Origin of the sequence: Mesorhizobium sp. M1328 (assembly GCF_040318075.1) — a bacterium.
In the GTDB taxonomy this organism is placed as follows: domain Bacteria; phylum Pseudomonadota; class Alphaproteobacteria; order Rhizobiales; family Rhizobiaceae; genus Mesorhizobium.
Window position 1 is genome coordinate 35,733 of sequence record NZ_JAMYLO010000030.1, and the last position, 19,107, is coordinate 54,839.

The 19,107-nt window shown below is 63.5% G+C and carries 15 protein-coding genes and 1 pseudogene; 14 read left to right on the forward strand and 2 right to left on the reverse strand.

Going from position 1 to position 19,107, the window contains the following annotated elements; all coding sequences use genetic code 11:
- Window positions 1-56: 56 nt before the first annotated feature.
- The 11 genes and pseudogenes from NKH23_RS31620 (at window position 57) to NKH23_RS31670 (ending at window position 13,336) form a co-directional block, all read left to right on the forward strand.
- Entirely contained in the window at window positions 57-656 is a 600-nt protein-coding gene (locus tag NKH23_RS31620) for an ANTAR domain-containing response regulator (protein ID WP_352464414.1), read from the forward strand.
- A 2-nt stretch (window positions 657-658) separates the two neighbouring features.
- Window positions 659-1,897, forward strand: a complete 1,239-nt coding sequence (locus NKH23_RS31625; RefSeq protein ID WP_352721516.1) for a CmpA/NrtA family ABC transporter substrate-binding protein — start codon at window positions 659-661, stop codon at window positions 1,895-1,897.
- Window positions 1,898-2,255: 358 nt separating this feature from the next.
- Window positions 2,256-3,572 (forward strand): CmpA/NrtA family ABC transporter substrate-binding protein, encoded by a 1,317-nt coding sequence (locus NKH23_RS31630; protein ID WP_352916673.1) that lies wholly within the window; start codon window positions 2,256-2,258, stop codon window positions 3,570-3,572.
- A 75-nt stretch (window positions 3,573-3,647) separates the two neighbouring features.
- On the forward strand, window positions 3,648-4,544 hold the full coding sequence (ntrB, locus tag NKH23_RS31635) for a nitrate ABC transporter permease (RefSeq protein ID WP_352721512.1): 897 nt from the start codon (window positions 3,648-3,650) through the stop codon (window positions 4,542-4,544).
- 11 nt (window positions 4,545-4,555) lie between these two features.
- Window positions 4,556-5,353, forward strand: a complete 798-nt coding sequence (locus NKH23_RS31640; RefSeq protein WP_352721510.1) for an ABC transporter ATP-binding protein — start codon at window positions 4,556-4,558, stop codon at window positions 5,351-5,353.
- A gap of 250 nt (window positions 5,354-5,603) precedes the next feature.
- Window positions 5,604-5,840 carry a hypothetical protein gene (locus tag NKH23_RS31645; RefSeq protein ID WP_352721508.1) on the forward strand — a complete coding sequence of 79 codons (237 nt, stop codon included), beginning with the start codon at window positions 5,604-5,606 and terminating at the stop codon, window positions 5,838-5,840.
- Window positions 5,841-5,898: 58 nt separating this feature from the next.
- Window positions 5,899-7,200: an MFS transporter gene (locus NKH23_RS31650; RefSeq protein WP_352721506.1), complete on the forward strand. Its 1,302-nt coding sequence runs from the start codon at window positions 5,899-5,901 to the stop codon at window positions 7,198-7,200.
- A gap of 19 nt (window positions 7,201-7,219) precedes the next feature.
- A complete protein-coding gene (gene nirB, locus NKH23_RS31655) occupies window positions 7,220-9,670 on the forward strand; it encodes a nitrite reductase large subunit NirB (RefSeq protein WP_352721505.1) in 2,451 nt (816 codons plus the stop codon).
- A 63-nt stretch (window positions 9,671-9,733) separates the two neighbouring features.
- Window positions 9,734-10,063: a nitrite reductase small subunit NirD gene (nirD, locus tag NKH23_RS31660; protein ID WP_352721503.1), complete on the forward strand. Its 330-nt coding sequence runs from the start codon at window positions 9,734-9,736 to the stop codon at window positions 10,061-10,063.
- Window positions 10,064-10,066: 3 nt separating this feature from the next.
- Window positions 10,067-12,746, forward strand: a pseudogene (locus NKH23_RS31665) (nitrate reductase).
- A 104-nt stretch (window positions 12,747-12,850) separates the two neighbouring features.
- On the forward strand, window positions 12,851-13,336 hold the full coding sequence (locus NKH23_RS31670; protein ID WP_352721501.1) for a hypothetical protein: 486 nt from the start codon (window positions 12,851-12,853) through the stop codon (window positions 13,334-13,336).
- Between the two features lie 25 nt (window positions 13,337-13,361).
- Here the strand turns inward: NKH23_RS31670 and NKH23_RS31675 are convergent, their stop codons facing one another.
- Window positions 13,362-14,393: a hydroxyacid dehydrogenase gene (locus NKH23_RS31675; protein ID WP_353036361.1), complete on the reverse strand. Its 1,032-nt coding sequence runs from the start codon at window positions 14,391-14,393 to the stop codon at window positions 13,362-13,364.
- Window positions 14,394-14,569: 176 nt separating this feature from the next.
- Here NKH23_RS31675 and NKH23_RS31680 point away from each other — a divergent pair, with 176 nt between their 5' ends.
- Both NKH23_RS31680 and NKH23_RS31685 read left to right on the forward strand, forming a co-directional pair.
- Window positions 14,570-16,006: an aldehyde dehydrogenase family protein gene (locus tag NKH23_RS31680; RefSeq protein WP_352721553.1), complete on the forward strand. Its 1,437-nt coding sequence runs from the start codon at window positions 14,570-14,572 to the stop codon at window positions 16,004-16,006.
- A 38-nt stretch (window positions 16,007-16,044) separates the two neighbouring features.
- Window positions 16,045-16,626, forward strand: coding sequence for a DUF1349 domain-containing protein (locus NKH23_RS31685; protein WP_352916669.1), 582 nt, complete (start codon window positions 16,045-16,047; stop codon window positions 16,624-16,626).
- Window positions 16,627-16,666: 40 nt separating this feature from the next.
- Here the strand turns inward: NKH23_RS31685 and NKH23_RS31690 are convergent, their stop codons facing one another.
- A complete protein-coding gene (locus tag NKH23_RS31690) occupies window positions 16,667-17,419 on the reverse strand; it encodes an SDR family NAD(P)-dependent oxidoreductase (protein ID WP_352721497.1) in 753 nt (250 codons plus the stop codon).
- Window positions 17,420-17,736: 317 nt separating this feature from the next.
- Between NKH23_RS31690 and NKH23_RS31695 the strand changes: the two genes are divergently transcribed.
- Window positions 17,737-19,008 (forward strand): O-antigen ligase family protein, encoded by a 1,272-nt coding sequence (locus tag NKH23_RS31695; RefSeq protein WP_352916667.1) that lies wholly within the window; start codon window positions 17,737-17,739, stop codon window positions 19,006-19,008.
- Window positions 19,009-19,107 lie beyond the last annotated feature (99 nt).

A 19,107-nucleotide genomic window follows, 5' to 3' on the forward strand; every position in this document is an offset into this window, starting at 1 on the left:
TGCGTGAATCTCGCCATGCCGCATTGCACAATCGCCTCGCCTGCGCAAAATGCGGCATGATCCGCAAATCCCTCACTGTCCTGGTGATCGATGAAAACCACATCCGCGCTTCGATAATCGAAGCAGGACTGCGGGAGGCCGGCCATCAGCAGGTCACGGTCATCCACGACGTCACCGGCATAGCGCGGCGGATCGCCGAGATCGAACCCGACGTGATCGTCATCGACCTCGAAAATCCCAACCGCGACATGCTCGAAAACATGTTCCAGCTCTCGCGCGTGGTGAAGCGGCCGATCGCCATGTTCGTCGATCGCTCGGACCAGGCGTCGATCGAAGCCGCGGTGGAAGCCGGGGTGTCGGCCTATGTCGTCGACGGCCTGCGCCAGGAGCGCGTCAAGCCGATCCTCGATATGGCGATCAGCCGCTTCAACGCGTTTTCGCGCATGGCGCGCGAACTGGAAGAAGCCCGCAGCGAATTGGAAAGCCGCAAGGTGATCGATCGCGCCAAGGGCATATTGATGAAGTCGCGCGGCCTGTCGGAGGACGCGGCCTATACGCTGCTGCGCAAGACCGCCATGAACCAGAACCGCAAGATCGCCGAAATCGCCCAGAGCCTGGTGACGGCGGCAGGCCTTCTGGATCCCGAGGAGAGTTGAGAATGGCGGCCGAGCACCGGATCAATGCTGGCTTCATGCCGCTCTTCGACAGCGCTGTCCTTGTCGCAGCGAAGGAAATCGGCTTCGCCTTGCGTGAAGGCATCGATCTGACGCTCAACCGGGAAACGTCCTGGGCCAACATCCGCGACCGCATCGCCATCGGCCATTTCGATCTGGCGCATATGCTGGGGCCGATGCCGATCGCCTGCAACCTGGGGCTGACGCCGCTCGCCTCCGACACGGTCGTGCCGTTTTCGCTCGGCCTTGGCGGCAATTGCGTCACGGTTTCGAACGCCGTCTGGGCGGGCATGGCCGCGCACGACGCCCGACCCGACCTCGATCCGGCGCGGGCCGGCAAGGCGTTGGGGGCGCTGATCCGCGAACGGGCGAATGCCGGCGGCGATCCGCTTCGCTTTGCCGTCGTCCATCCGCACTCCGGGCACAATTACGAACTGCGCTACTGGCTCGCCGCCTGCGGCATCGACCCGTCGCATGAGATCGAAATCGTCATCGTGCCGCCCCCCTTCATGGCCGACGCGCTCGCGGCCGGCAGGATCGACGGCTACTGCGTCGGCGAACCCTGGAACAGCGCCTCTGTCGTCGCCGGCACCGGCCATATCGCCACGGTCAAGGCGGCCATCTGGAAGACCAGCCCGGAGAAAGTCGTCGGCGTGCGCAAGGCCTGGGCGGAAAAACAGCCGGACGCGCTTTCGGCCCTGCTGCGCGCGCTGCATCATGCGGCGCGCTGGTGCCAGGATCCGGCAAACCGCGACGAACTCGCGGCCTTGATGGCGCAACCGGCCTTCCTTGGTCTGGCGCCGGCGCTGCAGATGCCGATCCTCAGCGGCCATCTTGCGCTCGGCGGCGGCGCCGAACTCAGCGTCGGCGACTTCTTTCTGCCCTTCGACAAGGCGGCGAACTTCCCATGGAAGAGCCATGCGCTGTGGTTCTACACGCAGATGGTACGCTGGGGGCATGTCGCGCATACGCCGGAAAACCTCGCTGTTGCCCGCGACTGCTACCGCCCCGATCTCTACCGCTCGGCGTTGAAGCCGCTTGGCGTGGCGCTTCCCGGTGCCAATGCCAAGGTCGAGGGCGCGCTGAAGGCCGCGACTCCAGTTGGTTCGGCGGGGGCAAGCCTGGTGCTCGGTCCCGACGGTTTCTTCGATGGCCAGATATTCGATCCCGACGAGATCGACGCCTACATTGCCGGCCAGAAATTGGCGCGCGCCGAAGCCTGATCATTTCCGCGGCATTCTTGTGCGCTGCACAAAAAATGTGCGTGCAAATGCGCTAATGAACAATCTTTGGCTTGCTCGCCCAGCGGGCCGGCGCGCCGACGATTTTGGCATGCCGTTGATCTCATTGATGTTTGTCGTCCATTCCGAAACTGGCACGGTTCCTGCTTTGTAATAGGCAGACTCTTCTCGGAGTCACGGAATGCGCGTCCAATGGCGGGCGCTACAGGCAAAGCTGCCGCTCAGGTCAACACGCGATCCCGGATGGACGGACGCGCGAGGCCTGGCCGGCGGCTTTTTTGTTTGGTCGAACACGCAATCGACGGCGCCGATCCCAAGCCGCGCCCAACCGGAGATGACGATGACGAAACGCATCAAGAGCCATTCCGCCCAAACGGCGATCAGCCGCCGGGATTTCCTGAGGATCAGCGCGGCCACCGCGGCAACGCTGGCGGCGGCGCGTGCGCTGCTGCCCTCCGGCGCCTATGCCGCGGCGGCCGCGCCGGAAGTCACCGGCGCCAAGCTCGGCTTCATCGCGCTGACCGATGCGGCACCGCTGATGATTGCCAAGGAAAAAGGCCTGTTCGAAAAATTCGGCATGCCCGATGTCGAAGTGCTCAAGCAGGCGTCGTGGGGGGCAACGCGCGACAATCTGGTGCTCGGCGGCGAAGCCAACGGCATTGACGGCGCCCATATCCTGACGCCGATGCCCTATTTGATGCACACGGGCAAGGTGACGCAGAACAAGCAGCCGCTGCCGATGGCGATCGTGGCACGGCTCAACTACGACTGCCAGGGCATTTCCGTCGCCCAGGAATATGCCGGCACCGGCGTCGGCATCGACGCCTCAAAGCTGAAGGAAGCCTTCGCTGCCAAGAAGGCCGCAGGCAAGGAGGTGAAGGCCGCCATGACCTTCCCGGGCGGCACGCACGACCTCTGGCTGCGCTACTGGCTGGCCGCCGGCGGCATCGATCCCGACAAGGACGTCTCGACCATCGTCGTGCCGCCGCCGCAGATGGTCGCCAACATGAAGGTCGGCAACATGGACGTGTTCTGCGTCGGCGAGCCGTGGAACGAGCAGCTCGTCCATCAGGGCGTCGGCTTCACCGCCGCCACCACCGGCGAACTGTGGAAGGGCCATCCGGAAAAGGCGCTCGGCCTGCGCGCCGCCTTCATAGACAAGTACCCGAACGCCACCAAGGCGATCCTGATGGCTGTCATGGAAGCCCAGCAATGGTGCGAAGCAAAAGAAAACAAGGACGAGATGGCCGCTATCATCGGCAAGCGGCAGTGGATGAACGTGCCGACCGCCGACATCATCGGCCGCCTCAAGGGCGACATCAATTACGGCAATGGCCGCGTCGCCAACGGCACCGACCTCTATATGAAGTTCTGGCAGGGCGGCGTGTCCTATCCCTTCAAGAGCCACGACAGCTGGTTCCTCGCCGAGAACATTCGCTGGGGCAAGTTCGCGCCGACCACCGACATCAAGGCACTGGTCGGCCAAGTCAACCGTGAGGATCTGTGGCGCGAGGCGGCCAAGGACCTTGGTGTCGCCGCGGCCGATATTCCGGCGTCTACGTCGCGCGGCCCCGAAACCTTCTTCGACGGCAAGATCTTCGATCCGGAGAACCCGTCGGCCTATCTCGACAGCCTGAAGATCAAGGTGTCGGCCTGAGCCTGACATAGACGCGCGGCAGGCGGTGGCAGCGCCGCCTGCCTTTCACGTGCCGCCAAGGAGTTTTTCGAAACAATGTCTATCCAAGCCATCGAGGACAGCGAGGTGAAGCCGTTCCCCGCACCGGCCAAGCCCGCCGAGGTCATCGCTTTCACCGCCAGGGCGCGGCGTCGCTTCGACCCGGCCGCGATCGCCGGCAAGCTGGCAAGCACGCTGGTGCCGCCGGTCATTGTTATCACCATCATGCTCGTCGTCTGGCAGGTCGCCTGTTCGTCGCCCACAGCCAGCCTGCCACCGCCAAGCCAGGTGTGGAACGAGGCCTATGACCTGATCGCCCACCCGTTCTTCGACAATGGCCCGCAGGACATCGGACTCGCCTGGCGGGTGCTGATGTCGCTGCAGCGCGTCGCCATGGGCTTCGGCCTGGCGGCAATCGTCGGCGTCGCGCTCGGCGCGCTCGTCGGCCAGTCGATCTGGGCGATGCGGGGCCTCGATCCGGTCTTCCAGATCCTGCGCACGGTGCCGCCGCTCGCCTGGCTGCCGCTGTCGCTGGCGGCGTTCCGCGATTCCAGCCCGTCAGCGATCTTCGTCATCTTCATCACCTCGATCTGGCCAATCATCATCAACACTGCGGTCGGTGTCCGCAACATCCCCGAGGACTACCGCAACGTCGCCCGTATCCTCCGGCTCAACCAGCTCGAGTTCTTCGTGAAGATCATGGTGCCGGCGGCCGCGCCTTACATCTTCACCGGATTGCGGATCGGCATCGGCCTGTCGTGGCTGGCCATCGTCGCCGCCGAAATGCTGACCGGCGGCGTCGGCATCGGCTTCTTCATCTGGGACGCGTGGAACTCGTCCCGCCTGCCCGACATCATCGTCGCGCTCGCCTATATCGGCGTCACCGGCTTCTGCCTCGACCGCCTGGTCGCGGCAGTCGGCGTCTTCGTCACCCGCGGCACAACGGCAAAGTGAGCAGAGGGACGATGACGGCCTATCTGAAGCTCGACCATATCGACAAATCCTTCGCCCGCGGCAGCCAGGTCAGCGACGTCCTGAAGGATATCCGGCTGACCATCGACAAGGGTGAATTCGTCTCGATTATCGGCCATTCTGGCTGCGGCAAGTCGACCTTGCTCAACCTGATCGCCGGCCTGACCAAGGTCTCCGCCGGCGCCGTCCTGCTCGAGGACAAGGAAGTCGACAGCCCTGGCCCGGAACGCGCCGTGGTGTTCCAGAACCACAGCCTGCTGCCATGGCTCACCGTCTACGAAAACATCAATTTGGCAGTCACGAAGGTCTTTGGCCGGAGCAGGAGCCGGGCCGAGCGGCATGACTGGATCATGCGCAATCTCGATCTCGTGCAGATGGCGCATGCCAAGGACAAACGTCCGGCCGAGATATCGGGCGGCATGAAGCAGCGCGTCGGCATCGCCCGGGCGCTGGCCATGGAGCCGAAGATCCTGCTGCTCGACGAGCCCTTCGGCGCGCTCGACGCGCTGACGCGCGCCCATCTTCAGGACGCGGTGATGGATATCCATTCGAGGCTCGGCTCGACGACGATCATGATCACCCATGACGTTGACGAGGCGGTGCTGTTGTCCGACCGCATCGTGATGATGACCAACGGTCCGGCGGCCACCATCGGCGAGGTTCTTCCCGTGCCGCTTGCCCGGCCGCGCCGACGCATCGAGCTTTCCTCCGACCGCACCTTCCTGCGCTGCCGCGAGGCGGTGCTGAAATTCCTCTACGAACGCCACCGCTTCGTCGAAGCCGCGGAGTAAGGCAATAACCGGAAACTCGTCATCATCATTGGCAATCTGCATCGGCAATGGGCAATCTACCGCATTGCACAAACATTATGCTGCTGTGCAAGGCATTCTGACTAATCTTTGATCCGCTGCCGAGCTTGGTCAAGAGTCGCGCGGCTGCGGTTCACATTGGTTTCATTAGATAATTCTGAGCGCTGTCGAATTGGCACGCTTCCTGCTTTTCAAAATGTAGGTCCGCAAGGGCCAAGTGACACGGCGTCCAATGGCGGGCGCCACAGGCAAAGCTGCCGCTCAGGTCCACACGCGCTCCCGGAACCCCGGACGCGAAGACCTGGCCGGCGGCTTTTTTGTTTTGACGCAATCGACGGCGCTGGTCCCAAGCGGCGCCCAACCGGAGACGACGATGATGAAACGGATCGGAACTGGGGCGTCCCTCGCGGACGTCACGCGCCGCGATTTTCTGGCCAGCAGCGCGCTGACGGCGATGCCGCGCCGCTGACAGTCGCGAACGAACAGACAAGGGCGGTGCCTCCCACGCCGCAAATCGGAGCCAGAAAATGACCGCAAATCTCCCAGCCGCGCCCAGCCAGGACAGTGCTCCCCGGCAGGCGCTTGTGATGTCCACCATCGCCTTCACCGTCTGCTTCGCGGTGTGGACGATCTTTTCAATCATCGGCGTGCGCATAAAGCAGGAGCTGGGGCTGAACGAGACGGAGTTCGGCCTGCTGGTCGGCACGCCGATCCTCACCGGCTCGCTCGTGCGTATGGTGCTCGGTGTCTGGACCGACCGTTTTGGCGGACGGCTGGTATACACCGCGACCATGCTTGCGGCGGCGGTCGCGACCTTCCTGCTCGCTTTTGCGCACACCTACGGGCAGATGCTGGTCGCTGCGCTTGGCGTTGGGCTCGCCGGCGGTTCCTTCGCCGTCGGTGTCGCGTATGTCTCGCGCTTCTTCCCGGCCGGCAAGCAGGGTACGGCGCTTGGCATTTTCGGTGTCGGCAATGTCGGCGCCGCGGTCACCAAATTCCTGGCACCGTTTGTGCTTCTCTCCTGGGGCTGGCAGTCGGTCGCGCTGATCTGGGCGGCAGCACTCGTCGTCATGGCCGCCGTCTTCTGGTTCACGACCGGCGACGATCCGGTCATTCGCGAGCGCCGCCACGGCAAGGCTGCACCCGCGGGAAGCTTCTTGCAGGAATTCGCGCCGCTCAAGAACCTGCAGGTCTGGCGTTTCGCCTTCTATTATTTCTTCGCCTTCGGTGCATTCGTGGCGCTCTCGCTGTGGCTGCCCCGCTACCTGATCGGCGTCTACGGCTTCGGGCTTGCGACCGCCGGCATGATCGGCGCGGCCTATTCAATTCCGGCAAGTATTTTCCGCGCCTATGGCGGCGTGCTGTCCGACCGGATCGGCGCCCGCACCGTGCTCTACTGGACCTTCGCTGTCAGTGCCGCCGCGACTCTCGTTCTGTCTCTCCCCTCGGCAGACTACGTCGTGCGCGGTGTCAGCGGGCCGATCGCCTTCCATTTCGAGGTCGGCCCGCTCGCCTTCATAGCCGTTGCCTGTGTGCTCGGCTTCTTCATGAGCCTTGGCAAGGCTGCCGTCTACAAGCACATCCCGGCTTACTATCCGCAGAGTGTCGGCGCGGTCGGCGGCGTTGTCGGCATGATTGGCGGGCTCGGCGGCTTTATCCTGCCAATCGTCTTCGGCGCGCTCAACGACCTCACCGGCGTCTGGTCGAGCTGCTTCATGCTGCTCTTCGTCATCGTCGCCACCTGCTTTGCCTGGATGCATTTTTCCATCCGGCGGATGGAGCGCACGGCGTCTGACGAAGCTTCAGGCCTTTCCTACGCGGCTGAGTGAGACCGGAGTGGATCAGGACATGACCGAGAAACTCGTTATCATCGGCAACGGCATGGCCCCTGGGCGCATGCTGGAGCACCTCCTGGAAAAGGCGCCTGGGCGCTACCAGGTCACCATCTTCAACGCCGAGCCGCGCGTGAACTACGACCGCATCATGCTGTCGCCGGTTTTGTCGGGCGAAAAGGCCTATGAGGAGATCATCATCCATGGCGACGGCTGGTACATCAAGCACGGCATCACCCTCTACAAGGGCCACAAGATCGTCGCCATCGACCGGCAGGCAAAGTCCGTCACCTCCGATCATGGCGTGACCGAGCCCTACGACAAGCTCGTCATCGCCACCGGCTCAGTGCCGTTTATCATTCCGGTGCCAGGCCATGATCTGCCCGGCGTGCTCACGTATCGCGATCTCGACGACGTCCGGGCGATGATGCTTGCCGCCCAGTCGCGGGCCAAGGCCGTGGTCATTGGCGGCGGCCTGCTCGGGCTCGAGGCAGCCGCGGGCTTGAATGCGCAAGGCATGGACGTCACCGTGCTGCACGTCATGCCGACGCTGATGGAGCGTCAGCTCGATCCGGCCGCCGGCTATCTCCTGCAGCGCGCCGTCGAGCAGCGCGGCATCAAGGTCATCACCAAGGCAAACACCCAGGCGATCACCGGCAACGGCAAGGTCGAGCGGGTGGAGCTTGCCGACGGCACCATCATCCCGGCGACGCTCGTCGTCATGGCGGTGGGCATCAGGCCGAATGCGGCGCTGGCGAAGGAAGCCGGCATTGCCGTCAATCGCGGCATCGTCGTCGACGCCGGCATGCGCAGCAACGATCCCGATATCTACGCAATCGGCGAATGCGCCGAGGTCAACGGCCAGGTCTACGGACTGGTCGCGCCGCTCTACGAGATGGCGCGCGTCGCCGCCAACCATCTGGCCGGTAATGAGGCGGCGGCTTTCGTCCACATGGACACGCCGACCAAGCTAAAGGTCACCGGCATCGAGCTGTTCTCGCTCGGTGACTTCGCCGAGGGCGATGACCGCCAGGAGATCGTGCTGCGCGATGCTGCGGCCGGCGTCTACAAACGCCTGGTGCTCAAGGACGACCGCATCATCGGCACCGTGCTCTATGGCGAGACGGCGGACGGCGCCTGGTTCAACGACCTCAAGAAGAAGCAGACCGACATATCCGAGATGCGCGATACGCTCATCTTCGGCCAGTCCTACCAGGGAGGCGCCCCCCTGGACCCTATGGCGGCCGTTGCAGCCTTGCCGGATGATGCGGAAATCTGCGGTTGCAACGGCGTATGCAAGGGAAAGATCACCGGCGCGATCACGGCCAAGGGCCTGACCTCGCTCGATGACGTGCGCGCCCACACCAAGGCGTCGGCCTCCTGCGGCTCCTGCACCGGGTTGGTCGAAAAGCTCATGGTGCTGACCATCGGCGACAAATACAACCCCGCGGCGGTCCAGCCGATGTGCAGCTGCACCGCGCTCGGCCATGACGAGGTCCGCCGGCTGATCAAGGCCAAGGGCCTGAAGACCATTCCCGCCGTCATGCAGGAGCTGGAGTGGAAGACCTCCTGCGGCTGCGCCAAGTGCCGGCCGGCGCTCAACTATTATCTCGTCTGCGACTGGCCCGACGAATACGCCGACGATTACCAGTCGCGCTTCATCAACGAGCGCGTCCACGCCAACATCCAGAAGGACGGCACCTACTCGGTGGTGCCGCGCATGTGGGGCGGGGTCACCAACGCCGCCGAATTGCGCGCCATCGCCGACGTCGTCGACAAGTTCGAGATCCCGATGGTCAAGGTCACCGGCGGCCAGCGCATCGACATGCTCGGCATCCGCAAGGAGGACCTGCCGGCGGTGTGGGCCGATCTCGGCCAGGCTGGCTTCGTCTCCGGCCACGCCTATGCCAAGGGACTGCGCACGGTGAAGACCTGCGTCGGCTCGGACTGGTGCCGCTTCGGCACGCAGGATTCGACCGGCTTGGGCATCCGTATCGAAAAATTCATGTGGGGCTCGTGGACCCCGGCCAAGGTAAAGATGGCGGTGTCGGGCTGTCCGCGAAACTGTGCCGAGGCGACCTGCAAGGATGTCGGCGTGATCTGCGTCGACAGTGGCTACGAAATCCATTTCGCCGGCGCCGCTGGCCTCGACATCAAGGGCACCGAAGTGCTCGGCCTGGTCAAGACCGAGGACGAGGCGCTGGAGCATATCGTGGCGTTGACGCAGATGTATCGCGAGCAGGGCCGCTATCTCGAGCGTATCTACAAATGGGCCAAGCGCGTCGGCATCGCCGAGATCAAGCGCCAGATCATGGACGATGGCGAGAAGCGCAAGACCTATTTCGACCGCTTCGTCTTTTCGCAGAAATTCGCCCAGGTCGATCCGTGGTCGGAACGTGCTTCCGGCAAGGACAAGCATGAATTCCGGCCGATGGCTTCGGTCGGCTTTGCGCAGGCGGCGGAGTAGGCGCGTGTTCCCGAGTGGAATGCGGTTTTCGGACAAGAACACGCGCAAAAGAGGAATGGCCACATGAATTGGGTATCAATTGGCACGCTCTCGGACATTCCGCGTCGCGGTGCGCGCTGCGTAGCCACGCCCGAAGGCAAGATCGCCGTCTTTCGCACGGCCGACGATCAGGTCTTTGCCATCGACGACCATTGCCCGCACAAGGGTGGGCCACTCAGCCAGGGCATCGTCCATGGCACGGCGGTGACCTGTCCCTTGCACAATTGGGTGATCTCGCTGGAGACAGGCAAGGCGCTCGGCGCCGACGAGGGCGCGGTGCGCACCATTGCGGTCCGGATCGACGGCGAGCGGCTGTTCATAGCGCTGGAAGCGCTGGCCAGCTGCGCGGCGTGAACCATGCAGATTGATGAAGCGCGCGAGGTGAGGACCACCTGCCCCTATTGCGGGGTGGGTTGCGGCGTGCTGGCGAAGGTCGCCGCGGACGGCGAAATAACCGTTCGTGGCGACCCGGACCACCCGGCGAATTTCGGCCGGCTCTGCTCCAAAGGCTCGGCGCTGGCCGAGACCATCGACCTCGACGGCAGGTTGCTATACCCGGAGATCCACGGTCGCCGCACCGACTGGGACGAAGCGCTCGACCTTGTCGCTTCGACCTTCTCGCAAACCATTGCCGAGCACGGCCCTGACGCGGTCGCCTTCTACGTCTCCGGCCAGTTGCTGACCGAGGACTATTACGTCGCCAACAAGCTGATGAAGGGCTTCATCGGCTCGGCCAATATCGACACCAATTCGCGCCTGTGCATGGCCTCGTCGGTCGCCGGCCACCGCCGCGCCTTTGGCTCGGACACCGTTCCGGGAAATTACGAGGATCTGGAACTTGCCGACCTGATCGTGCTGGTCGGCTCCAATCTCGCCTGGTGCCATCCAGTGCTCTACCAGCGCATTGCCGCCGCCCGGGAAAAGCGGCCCGAGATGAAGGTGGTGCTGATCGACCCACGCCGCACCATGACCTCAGATATCGCGGACATGCATCTGGCGATCGCGCCCGATGGCGATGTCGCTTTGTTCACAGGGCTGCTCGCCTATCTCGGCCAGCACAACGCACTGGACCGCACCTATATCACGGCGCACACGACCGGCTTCGGGCAAGCGCTTTTCGCCGCCTCGGCGCTCGATCTTGCCGGCATCGCGGCTGCCACGGGTCTCAGTGAGGACGAACTGGCCCGCTTCTACAGCCTGTTTGCCGCGACGGCGAAGACGGTGACCGTCTACAGCCAGGGCGTGAACCAGTCGTCTTCGGGCACCGACAAGGTCAACGCCATCATCAACTGCCATCTAGCCACCGGCCGCATCGGCAAGCCCGGCGCCGGGCCGTTTTCGGTGACCGGCCAGCCCAATGCTATGGGCGGCCGCGAGGTCGGCGGCATGGCCAACATGCTGGCCGCCCACATGGAGATCGAAAACCCCGAGCACCGCAACCGCGTGCAGCGCTTCTGGAATGCCCCAACCGTCGCCGAAAAACCCGGCCTGAAAGCGGTCGAGATGTTCCAAGCGGTGGCCGACGGACGCATCAAGGCGCTGTGGATCATGGCGACCAATCCGGTCGATTCGATGCCGGATGCCGATGCGGTCGAAGCGGCGATCAAGGCCTGCCCGTTTGTCGTGGTGTCGGACGTGCTGGGCGAGACCGACACGGTCCGCCATGCTCATGTCCGGCTGCCGGCGGCGGCATGGGGCGAGAAGGACGGCACCGTCACCAATTCGGAGCGCCGCATCTCGCGCCAGCGGGCTTTCTTGGCCAGGCCCGGCGAGGCAAGGCCAGATTGGTGGATCATCGCTGAAGTCGCCAAGCGGATGGGCTTTGGCGAGGCGTTTTCGCATGTGTCGCCGGCCGACATCTTCGCCGAGCATGCCGCGTTGTCGACATTCGAGAATGACGGGGCGCGCGATTTTGATATAGGCGCGTATGGCGATATCGGTGCAGAGACCTATGAGGATCTTCTGCCGTTCCAATGGCCAGCGCCGAGCCAAGGCACCCCCCTCTGGCCTGCCGGAGGGCAAAAGCACCCGCTTCTTCGCCAACGGCGGCTTCTACACGCCCGACGGCAAGGCACGCTTCATTGCCATCCGCCCAGCCGCACAAACCCGCACCAACCCGGACTACCCGTTGGTGCTCAACACCGGGCGAGTTCGCGACCACTGGCACACCATGACGCGGACCGGCAAGAGCCCGCGCTTGTCGCAGCACATGGCCGAACCGTTCGTCGAAATCCACCCGGCGGATGCGCAGCACTATGGCATCGGCGATGCCGACATCGTCCGCGTCTCCACGGCTTATGGCGAGGTGCTAGTCCGCGCGCTGGTGACGGTGCGCCAACGCCGAGGCTCGGTTTTCGTGCCGATGCACTGGACCGATCAGTTCTCCGGCCGCGCGCGTATCGATGCACTGGTCGCGCCGACGACCGATGCGATTTCAGGCCAGCCGGCCTCGAAGAACGTTGCCGCCCGCATCGAGCGGTTCGCCGCCACGGCCTTCGGATTCGCCGTGCTTGCCGAACGGCCCGCATCCATCGACGCCGATTACTGGAGCCTCGCTCGCAGCCCCGCCGGCTGGCGCCTCGAAATTGCGCTGCGGTCCGGCCGCGACTGGACCGGGTTTGCCGCCTCCCTGTTAGGCATGGAAGGCGAGACGCTCGCCTATCACGACATCGCCGGCGGGCACCATCGCTTCGCTCGTTTCGCGGGCAGTCGGCTGGTCGGCGCGCTCTATCTTGCGCCGACCCCGGTAGCGGTGTCGCGCGGCTGGGCGGTCGAACAACTGGGTGCCGACCATGCCGATCGGCAGGCGCGGCTGGCGATTGTCGCCGGGCGGCCGGGCGGCAGGAGCGTCGACCGCGGTGCCATCGTCTGCGCCTGTTTCGGGGTCGGTGCCAACCAGATCGCGGAAGCGGTGCGCGGCGGCTGCACCAGCGTCGCGGCAATCGGCGCCGCGCTTCACGCCGGCACCAATTGCGGCTCTTGCCGCGCCGAGATCAAGACCATTATCGACGGTCGGCGTCTTCAAGCTGCGGAGTGAATGTGCCGAGGAACTCTGCCGCGCCGCTGCATGATGCTTACTAGCAATTTACAAACCATGGGCTACCAACGTTCTGACTTCGATTCGTTCGGAACGGGAACCCCATGAGCAAAGCCCTGACCTCATTCGCGCTTGCCGCCGTGCTGGCGGCCTTGCTGATGGCGCTCAGCCTGACGGTGGCCAGGCATGGCTATCCCTATGGCGCGATCGGCGCCAAGCGCTTGAGCGACGTCGCCGATGCGGGGACGTTCATTCCGCTCGCGGCGATCTATTTTTTCAGCGCACTGCTGATGATGGTTCTGCCGATCAGGCTCGCTGGCATCGTCCTGACACATGCCGCCGATGCGATCTTCTGGACGGTCATCGTGTTGTTTGCGGTCATCGTTGGATGTCTCGCCGCGAGATTTGCTTTCGGTCAGCGCGATGTGCTCTCGGCGCTGCTGAACTGGCGGTTCCTGTTTGTCGCAGCCGTCGTCGGATGCCATCTCTTCATCAACGAGCTGCGCCACAACATCCTGTTGAGAAGCCTGTTCTTCGTCGTCTTTGCCGCAGCGACACTGGCCTGCCTGTTTTGGTCCTTCACCGTCTGAGCATGTGCGACCGTCGGCAGACGGCTTAATTCTTGTCGACCGGTTTTGAACGCATTCGCGAAACGGTCTCACGCTCGGCCCGCTTCGAACGCATCGGCGGCAGGCCGCGGTCGATCAGGTCCATGTCTTCCAGCACCATGTCGCCCATCCGCTTGAAGGCGATGTCGAGCGCGCCGGCCCGGTGGGCGGAGCGCAGGAATCCCGGCAATGTGCGGACCGGGTGATCCTGGGCCAGAGGCTCCTCAGGAAAAACATCGCTGGCGGCGACGATATGGCCGCTGCGAACGGCGTCCATCAGTGCCGGAAAATCGACCACTCCGGCTCGGCTGAGCAGGATGAAAGCGGCTCCCTTGTGCATCCTGGCAAACGCCTCGGCACCAAGGAAACCCTGGTTTTCGCTGGTCACCGAAGCGACGACGAAGATGAAATCGCTGTTCGACAGAACGTCGTCGAGAGAGGCCGGCTCGACGCCGTTTTCGATCAGGATCGACGGCGGCAGCCACGGGTCGAAGGCTTTTATCTGCGTGCGAAAGCCCGACAGTAGCCGGTTGAGCGCACGGCCAAGATCGCCGAAGCCGATGATGCCGACATCCGCACCGGAAAGAAGCCGCGCCGTCCGGTTGCCGTCGCCGCCCCACAGCTCCTTGCCCTGACGAAAAGCGAGGTCGGCATCGACGATGCCGCGGGCAAGGTTGAGCGCCATGGCAAGGCCGAGCTCGGCCACCGGTTCGGCAAAGACCAGCCCGGTGGTGACGACATGGATGCCGCGCGAAAACAGCGTCTCGTAGGGCATGTTGTTGATGAGGTTGCTCTCGACATTGAAGATGCAGCGCAGCGCCTTCATTTTTTCCAGCGTCTCCGGCGCGATAGGTGGCTGGCCGACGATGTAGCGGGTCTCGGCAAGCACATCGGCCGGCAGCGCCGCGACGCCTTCGGGCGATGTTTCGACGATGCGGTATTTCGATCGAAATTTCGCCAGCGCAGCCGGCGTGAAGATCAGGTCGAGCGTGCGCGGTTCGGGTGCGCTGATCACCAGCGGCAAGGCGCTGTCGGACATGATACCTTTCCTCCCGTGCGATCCGCGTCGCACCACACTAGAATCGTCTTTCCCGCCCCGACACCTATCACATGCCTGTCGAGGAGGAGAAGTTTGCCTGCCTTCGGCCTTGCGGTGCGGCGGTCGGTGGTCCAGATAGACGGCGATCGAAGGACGACAAGGAAGACAGCGACATGATCCCGTTTCGAAAGAACCTCATCGATGGCGAGTGGGTGGGCGATGCCGGCTCCCGCAACATCAACCCGTCCAATCTCGACGACGTGGTCGGCGAATATGCATCGGGAGGCGCCGAGCACGCCCGGCAGGCCATCGCGGCGGCGAAGGCGGCATTTCCGGCATGGTCGCGATCGGGCCTGCTGGCACGCCACGCGGTGCTGAGGAAGGCGTCGGACGAGATCACCGCGCGGAAAGATGAAATCGGCCGGGCCTTGGCGCGCGAGGAAGGCAAGACGCTGGTCGAGGGCATCGGCGAGACTGTCCGTGCCGCCCAGATATTCGACTTCTTCGCCGGCGAGACGCTGCGCCTGTCGGGCGAGCTGGCGCCAAGCGTGCGGCCCGGCGTCGGCGTCGAGATCACCCGCGAAGCGGTCGGCGTCGTCGGCATCATCACGCCGTGGAATTTCCCGATCGCCATCCCGGCTTGGAAAATCGCTCCGGCGCTGGCCTACGGCAACACCATCGTCTTCAAGCCGGCGGAACTCGTTCCGGAGAGCGCCTGGACCATTGTCGACATCCTGCACCGCGCCGGACTGCCCAAGGGCGTGCTCAACCTGGTGATGGGCAAAGGTTCGGTGGTTGGCCAGGCTATGCTCGACAGCCCTGACCTCAACGCCATTACCTTCACCGGCTCTGTCGGCACCGGCAAGCGTGTCGCCGCCGCCAGCGTCGAGCACATGCGCAAGTTCCAGCTCGAAATGGGCGGCAAGAACCCGCTTGTCGTGCTCGACGATGCCGACCTTGCCGTCGCGGTCGACTGCGCCATCAACGGTGCCTACTTCTCGACCGGCCAGCGCTGCACGGCGTCGTCCCGCCTGGTGGTGACGGACGGCATCCACGACCGCTTCGTCGAGGCGCTCAAGGACCGCATGGCCAAGCTGGTCGTCGGCGACGCTCTCGATGCCAAGACCCAGATCGGACCGGTTGTCGACCAGAGCCAGTTGAAACAGGACGAAGACTATATCGCCATCGGCCGTCAGGAAGGCGCGGACCTTGCATTCGGCGGCGAGCGGCTCGATCGTGAAACCCGCGGCTTCTATTTGCAACCGGCGCTGTTCACCGAAACCACCAACGCCATGCGCATCTCGCGCGAGGAGATTTTCGGACCGGTCGCCAACGTCATCCGCGTCAAGGATTATGATGAGGCGCTGACTGTGGCCAACGACACGCCGTTCGGGCTGACGTCCGGCATCTGCACCTCGAGCCTCAAGCATGCCACGCATTTCAAGCGCAATTCGGAAGCCGGCATGGTCATGGTCAACCTGCCGACTGCCGGCGTCGACTTCCACGTGCCTTTCGGCGGGCGCAAGGGATCGAGCTACGGCCCGCGCGAGCAGGGCCGCTATGCCGCAGAGTTCTACACCACGGTGAAGACCGCTTACACGTTTGCCGGCTAAGAAAAGGCGGCAGACCAGCCAGGCAGGCGAGCAAGTCGATGACATCTGAGAATACCGACCTGACCTGGCTCAATCCGCCGCCGCACCATGCCTTCGGCAACAATACGGTGCATGTGCGGACCGGCAAGGAGACCGACTTCTGGCGAGAGACGTTCTACGGCTTCTGGCGTGATAATGGCCATTTCCTCTATCGTGAGGTCGAGGGCGATTTCAGCGCCGAAGTCACGGTCAAGGGGCACTATGAGGTGCTTTACGATCAGGCCGGGCTTATGGTCCGCCTGAGCCAGACCCATTGGATCAAGGCCGGCATCGAATACACCGACGGGCTGATGTATTTTTCCGTCGTCGTCACCAACGATGCCTCCGACTGGTCGCTGGCCAGCATTCCGGCCGATCCGGACGGGGTCAGGATCCGCCTGACCCGCCATGCCGAGACGATCCGTGTCCAGTATCTGGACGCGACCGACAAGCACTGGAAACCGGTGCGGCTTGCCTATTTCCCGCCGTCGAAAACGGTCGATGTCGGCATGATGTGCTGTTCGCCGCAGCGCGAGGGCTTCGAAGTGACATTCAGCGATTTTTCGATCGGCCCGCCGATCTCGCGGGAGCTTCACGACTGAGGCGCCGCGATGCGGTCGGGCGGTTTGCGTCCGGCCTGCCTCAGTAGGTCGCTCGGCCGCCGGAGACGTCGAAGACGGCAGCCGTCGTGAACGAGCATTCCTCGGACGCGATCCAGCAAATCAGCGCCGCCACCTCCTCGACCTCGCCGAACCGCGCCATCGGTATTTTGGACAGCATGAAGTCGATGTGCTGCTGGCTCATCTGCTGGAAGATTGCGGTGCGCACGGCCGCCGGCGTGACGCAGTTCACCGTCACCTTGGTCTTGGCCAACTCCTTGCCGAGCGACTTGGTCATGCCGATCACCGCCGCCTTGGAGGTGCTGTAGGCCGAGGCGTTCGGGTTACCTTCCTTGCCGGCAATCGAGGCGATGTTGACGATCCTGCCGTAATTGCGTTCGAGCATATGCGGGACCAGCGCTTTGTTGCAGAAGAAGACGCCGTTGATGTTGATGTCGATGACCCGGCGCCAATCCTCCACCGAATACTCCCAGGCCGTCATGTTCGGTCCGGTGATGGCAGCGCTGGTGACAAGCACATCGACTGCGCCAAGCGCTTTGATCGTCTCTCCGGCGGCGGCTTCGACCGCTAGGGGGTCGGCGACGTCGAGGGTCACGCTGTGCAGGCCTGGAACACTGGCCTTGGCCTGCTCGATCTGGGCGGCATCGCGATCCCAGACCGAAACACGCCCGCCTTCGTCAGTGATCCTTTGCGCGACCGCCAGGCCGATGCCTGAGGCGCCGCCGGTGATAACAGCAGATCGTCCGGCAAATCGTCCCGCGAAACTCATCGGCATGTGGTCTTCCTCCCAATTGGCGGCGAATGTGAAGTCAACGGCCGACAAGTTCAAGCGCGGACTTGCAACCTCAGAACAGCTTGTGATGGGCCAGCACCGGGCAATTGGACGGGACTGCCTCCTGCCCAAATCGTCTCGTCCCGTACTGAGAGAACTGCAGGAACGACGCGCCCGGTTGGCATCCGGGTGACAGGCGGCGCCGGATGGGTTATATTGCACTGCACAATGCGAGCGCCTGCAGGCGAGCCTCCCATCGATCCGATGAATCGGCCCATGAAATCGGCATTGAGCTGCAAGGACGGAAAACCGCTACCGAGATGAAGATTCCAAAATCTCTGTTGATCGATCCGGACAAGAACACGGTCTATGGCAGCTTTGCCGTTGCCGTCTCTATCTGGGCGTTCTCCTACTCGACCATTTTCGGCCAGGCTATGATCCTGGCCTACTATGCAGTCTGGCTGCCGCTCATCCTGGTCGACTACCGGAAGATATTAAGGCACGCTTCCAGCGCCTGGCTTCCGCTGGCCTTTGCGACCTATGTCTGCTTCTCGGTGTTCTGGTCGGCAGCTCCCGGCACCACGGCAAGGACAGCCGTCCAATATTGCTCCCACATCGCCTGCGCCTATATTGCCGCGCGCACCGTCAGCGTCCGGACCTTGACCATAGGCGCCCTGATCGGGATTTTCGTCGTCCTGCTCTACTCGCTCAAGGTCGCGAGTTATTCCTATGACGTTCTCGATGGCACGTATAATTTCGTCGGCGCGTTCAGCTCCAAGAACCAGATTGGCTTTGTCGCATCGCTTGGCATCTATTTCTGCGTTGTCTACCTCGCCTTTCTCAGGCGCGGCAGGATAAGCTTTTTGTTGATCGTACCGATTGTCCTTCTGTCGGGCTATCTGCTGGTCGTGTCGCATTCGGCCACTTCGATGGCATCGACCCCAGCGGTTCTGGCTCTGGTCGCCCTGCTTTCCATCGGCAAGCTGCTTTCGCTCCGACATCGCCGGGTGATTTTCATGATCGGTGCGGGCGCGCTGGTCGCCTGCACCGTGATTGCGCTGAATCTCGGGCTGATGGATTTTGTCCTTGGCCTTTTCGGCAAGGATTCGACGCTCACCGGACGAACCTACCTCTGGCAGCAGGGCTGGAATGCCGCGCAGCAAGCGCCCATCCTCGGCGTCGGCTACGCGGCCTATTGGGTGCAGGGCTTCTCCGAGGCCGAGCGGCTGTGGAACGAATTCTACATCGCCGCGCGAAGCGGCTTCCACTTCCACAACACCTACATCGAGACCTTGGTGGAACTCGGCTTCGTCGGTGCGACACTGCTTTCGCTGATCATCCTGCGCACGCTCTGGGGTCACGTCTCGGCGCTGATATTCAGGACATGGCAAGCCGACTCGGTGATTCTTGCCGGCGTCATGGTGCTTCTGTTCATCCGCTCCTTCGTCGAGGTCGAGACCCTCAACCCCTACATCATGGGATCGTTCCTGCTGTATTACAGCTACTTCAAGCTGGTGAGGGTGCCGGCCGTTGCTCCTTCCCGGTGGAGCGCCGTGAACCATCTCGAGGAACCGGACGCCGTGCGAGGCTAGAGTCTTTCACGTTTTGACGGAAGCGTATCCGGCGTTTGCGAAGTAGTTTTTGCATTCGCCGGGTTCGATCGTCGCAACGAGGTGGCCGATGTGGCGCCA

What these genes read in the sequence shown, in the direction of transcription:
- NKH23_RS31685 (WP_352916669.1), top strand. Translation starts at nt 16,045, where the DNA reads ATGACATCTGAGAATACCGACCTGACCTGGCTCAATCCGCCGCCGCAC.
- nirD (WP_352721503.1), top strand. Translation starts at nt 9,734, where the DNA reads ATGAATTGGGTATCAATTGGCACGCTCTCGGACATTCCGCGTCGCGGT.
- NKH23_RS31675 (WP_353036361.1), bottom strand. Translation starts at nt 14,393, where the DNA reads ATGTCCGACAGCGCCTTGCCGCTGGTGATCAGCGCACCCGAACCGCGC.
- NKH23_RS31670 (WP_352721501.1), top strand. Translation starts at nt 12,851, where the DNA reads ATGAGCAAAGCCCTGACCTCATTCGCGCTTGCCGCCGTGCTGGCGGCC.
- nirB (WP_352721505.1), top strand. Translation starts at nt 7,220, where the DNA reads ATGACCGAGAAACTCGTTATCATCGGCAACGGCATGGCCCCTGGGCGC.
- NKH23_RS31690 (WP_352721497.1), bottom strand. Translation starts at nt 17,419, where the DNA reads ATGCCGATGAGTTTCGCGGGACGATTTGCCGGACGATCTGCTGTTATC.
- NKH23_RS31630 (WP_352916673.1), top strand. Translation starts at nt 2,256, where the DNA reads ATGACGAAACGCATCAAGAGCCATTCCGCCCAAACGGCGATCAGCCGC.
- NKH23_RS31650 (WP_352721506.1), top strand. Translation starts at nt 5,899, where the DNA reads ATGACCGCAAATCTCCCAGCCGCGCCCAGCCAGGACAGTGCTCCCCGG.
- NKH23_RS31625 (WP_352721516.1), top strand. Translation starts at nt 659, where the DNA reads ATGGCGGCCGAGCACCGGATCAATGCTGGCTTCATGCCGCTCTTCGAC.
- NKH23_RS31620 (WP_352464414.1), top strand. Translation starts at nt 57, where the DNA reads ATGATCCGCAAATCCCTCACTGTCCTGGTGATCGATGAAAACCACATC.
- NKH23_RS31640 (WP_352721510.1), top strand. Translation starts at nt 4,556, where the DNA reads ATGACGGCCTATCTGAAGCTCGACCATATCGACAAATCCTTCGCCCGC.
- NKH23_RS31695 (WP_352916667.1), top strand. Translation starts at nt 17,737, where the DNA reads ATGAAGATTCCAAAATCTCTGTTGATCGATCCGGACAAGAACACGGTC.
- NKH23_RS31645 (WP_352721508.1), top strand. Translation starts at nt 5,604, where the DNA reads ATGGCGGGCGCCACAGGCAAAGCTGCCGCTCAGGTCCACACGCGCTCC.
- ntrB (WP_352721512.1), top strand. Translation starts at nt 3,648, where the DNA reads ATGTCTATCCAAGCCATCGAGGACAGCGAGGTGAAGCCGTTCCCCGCA.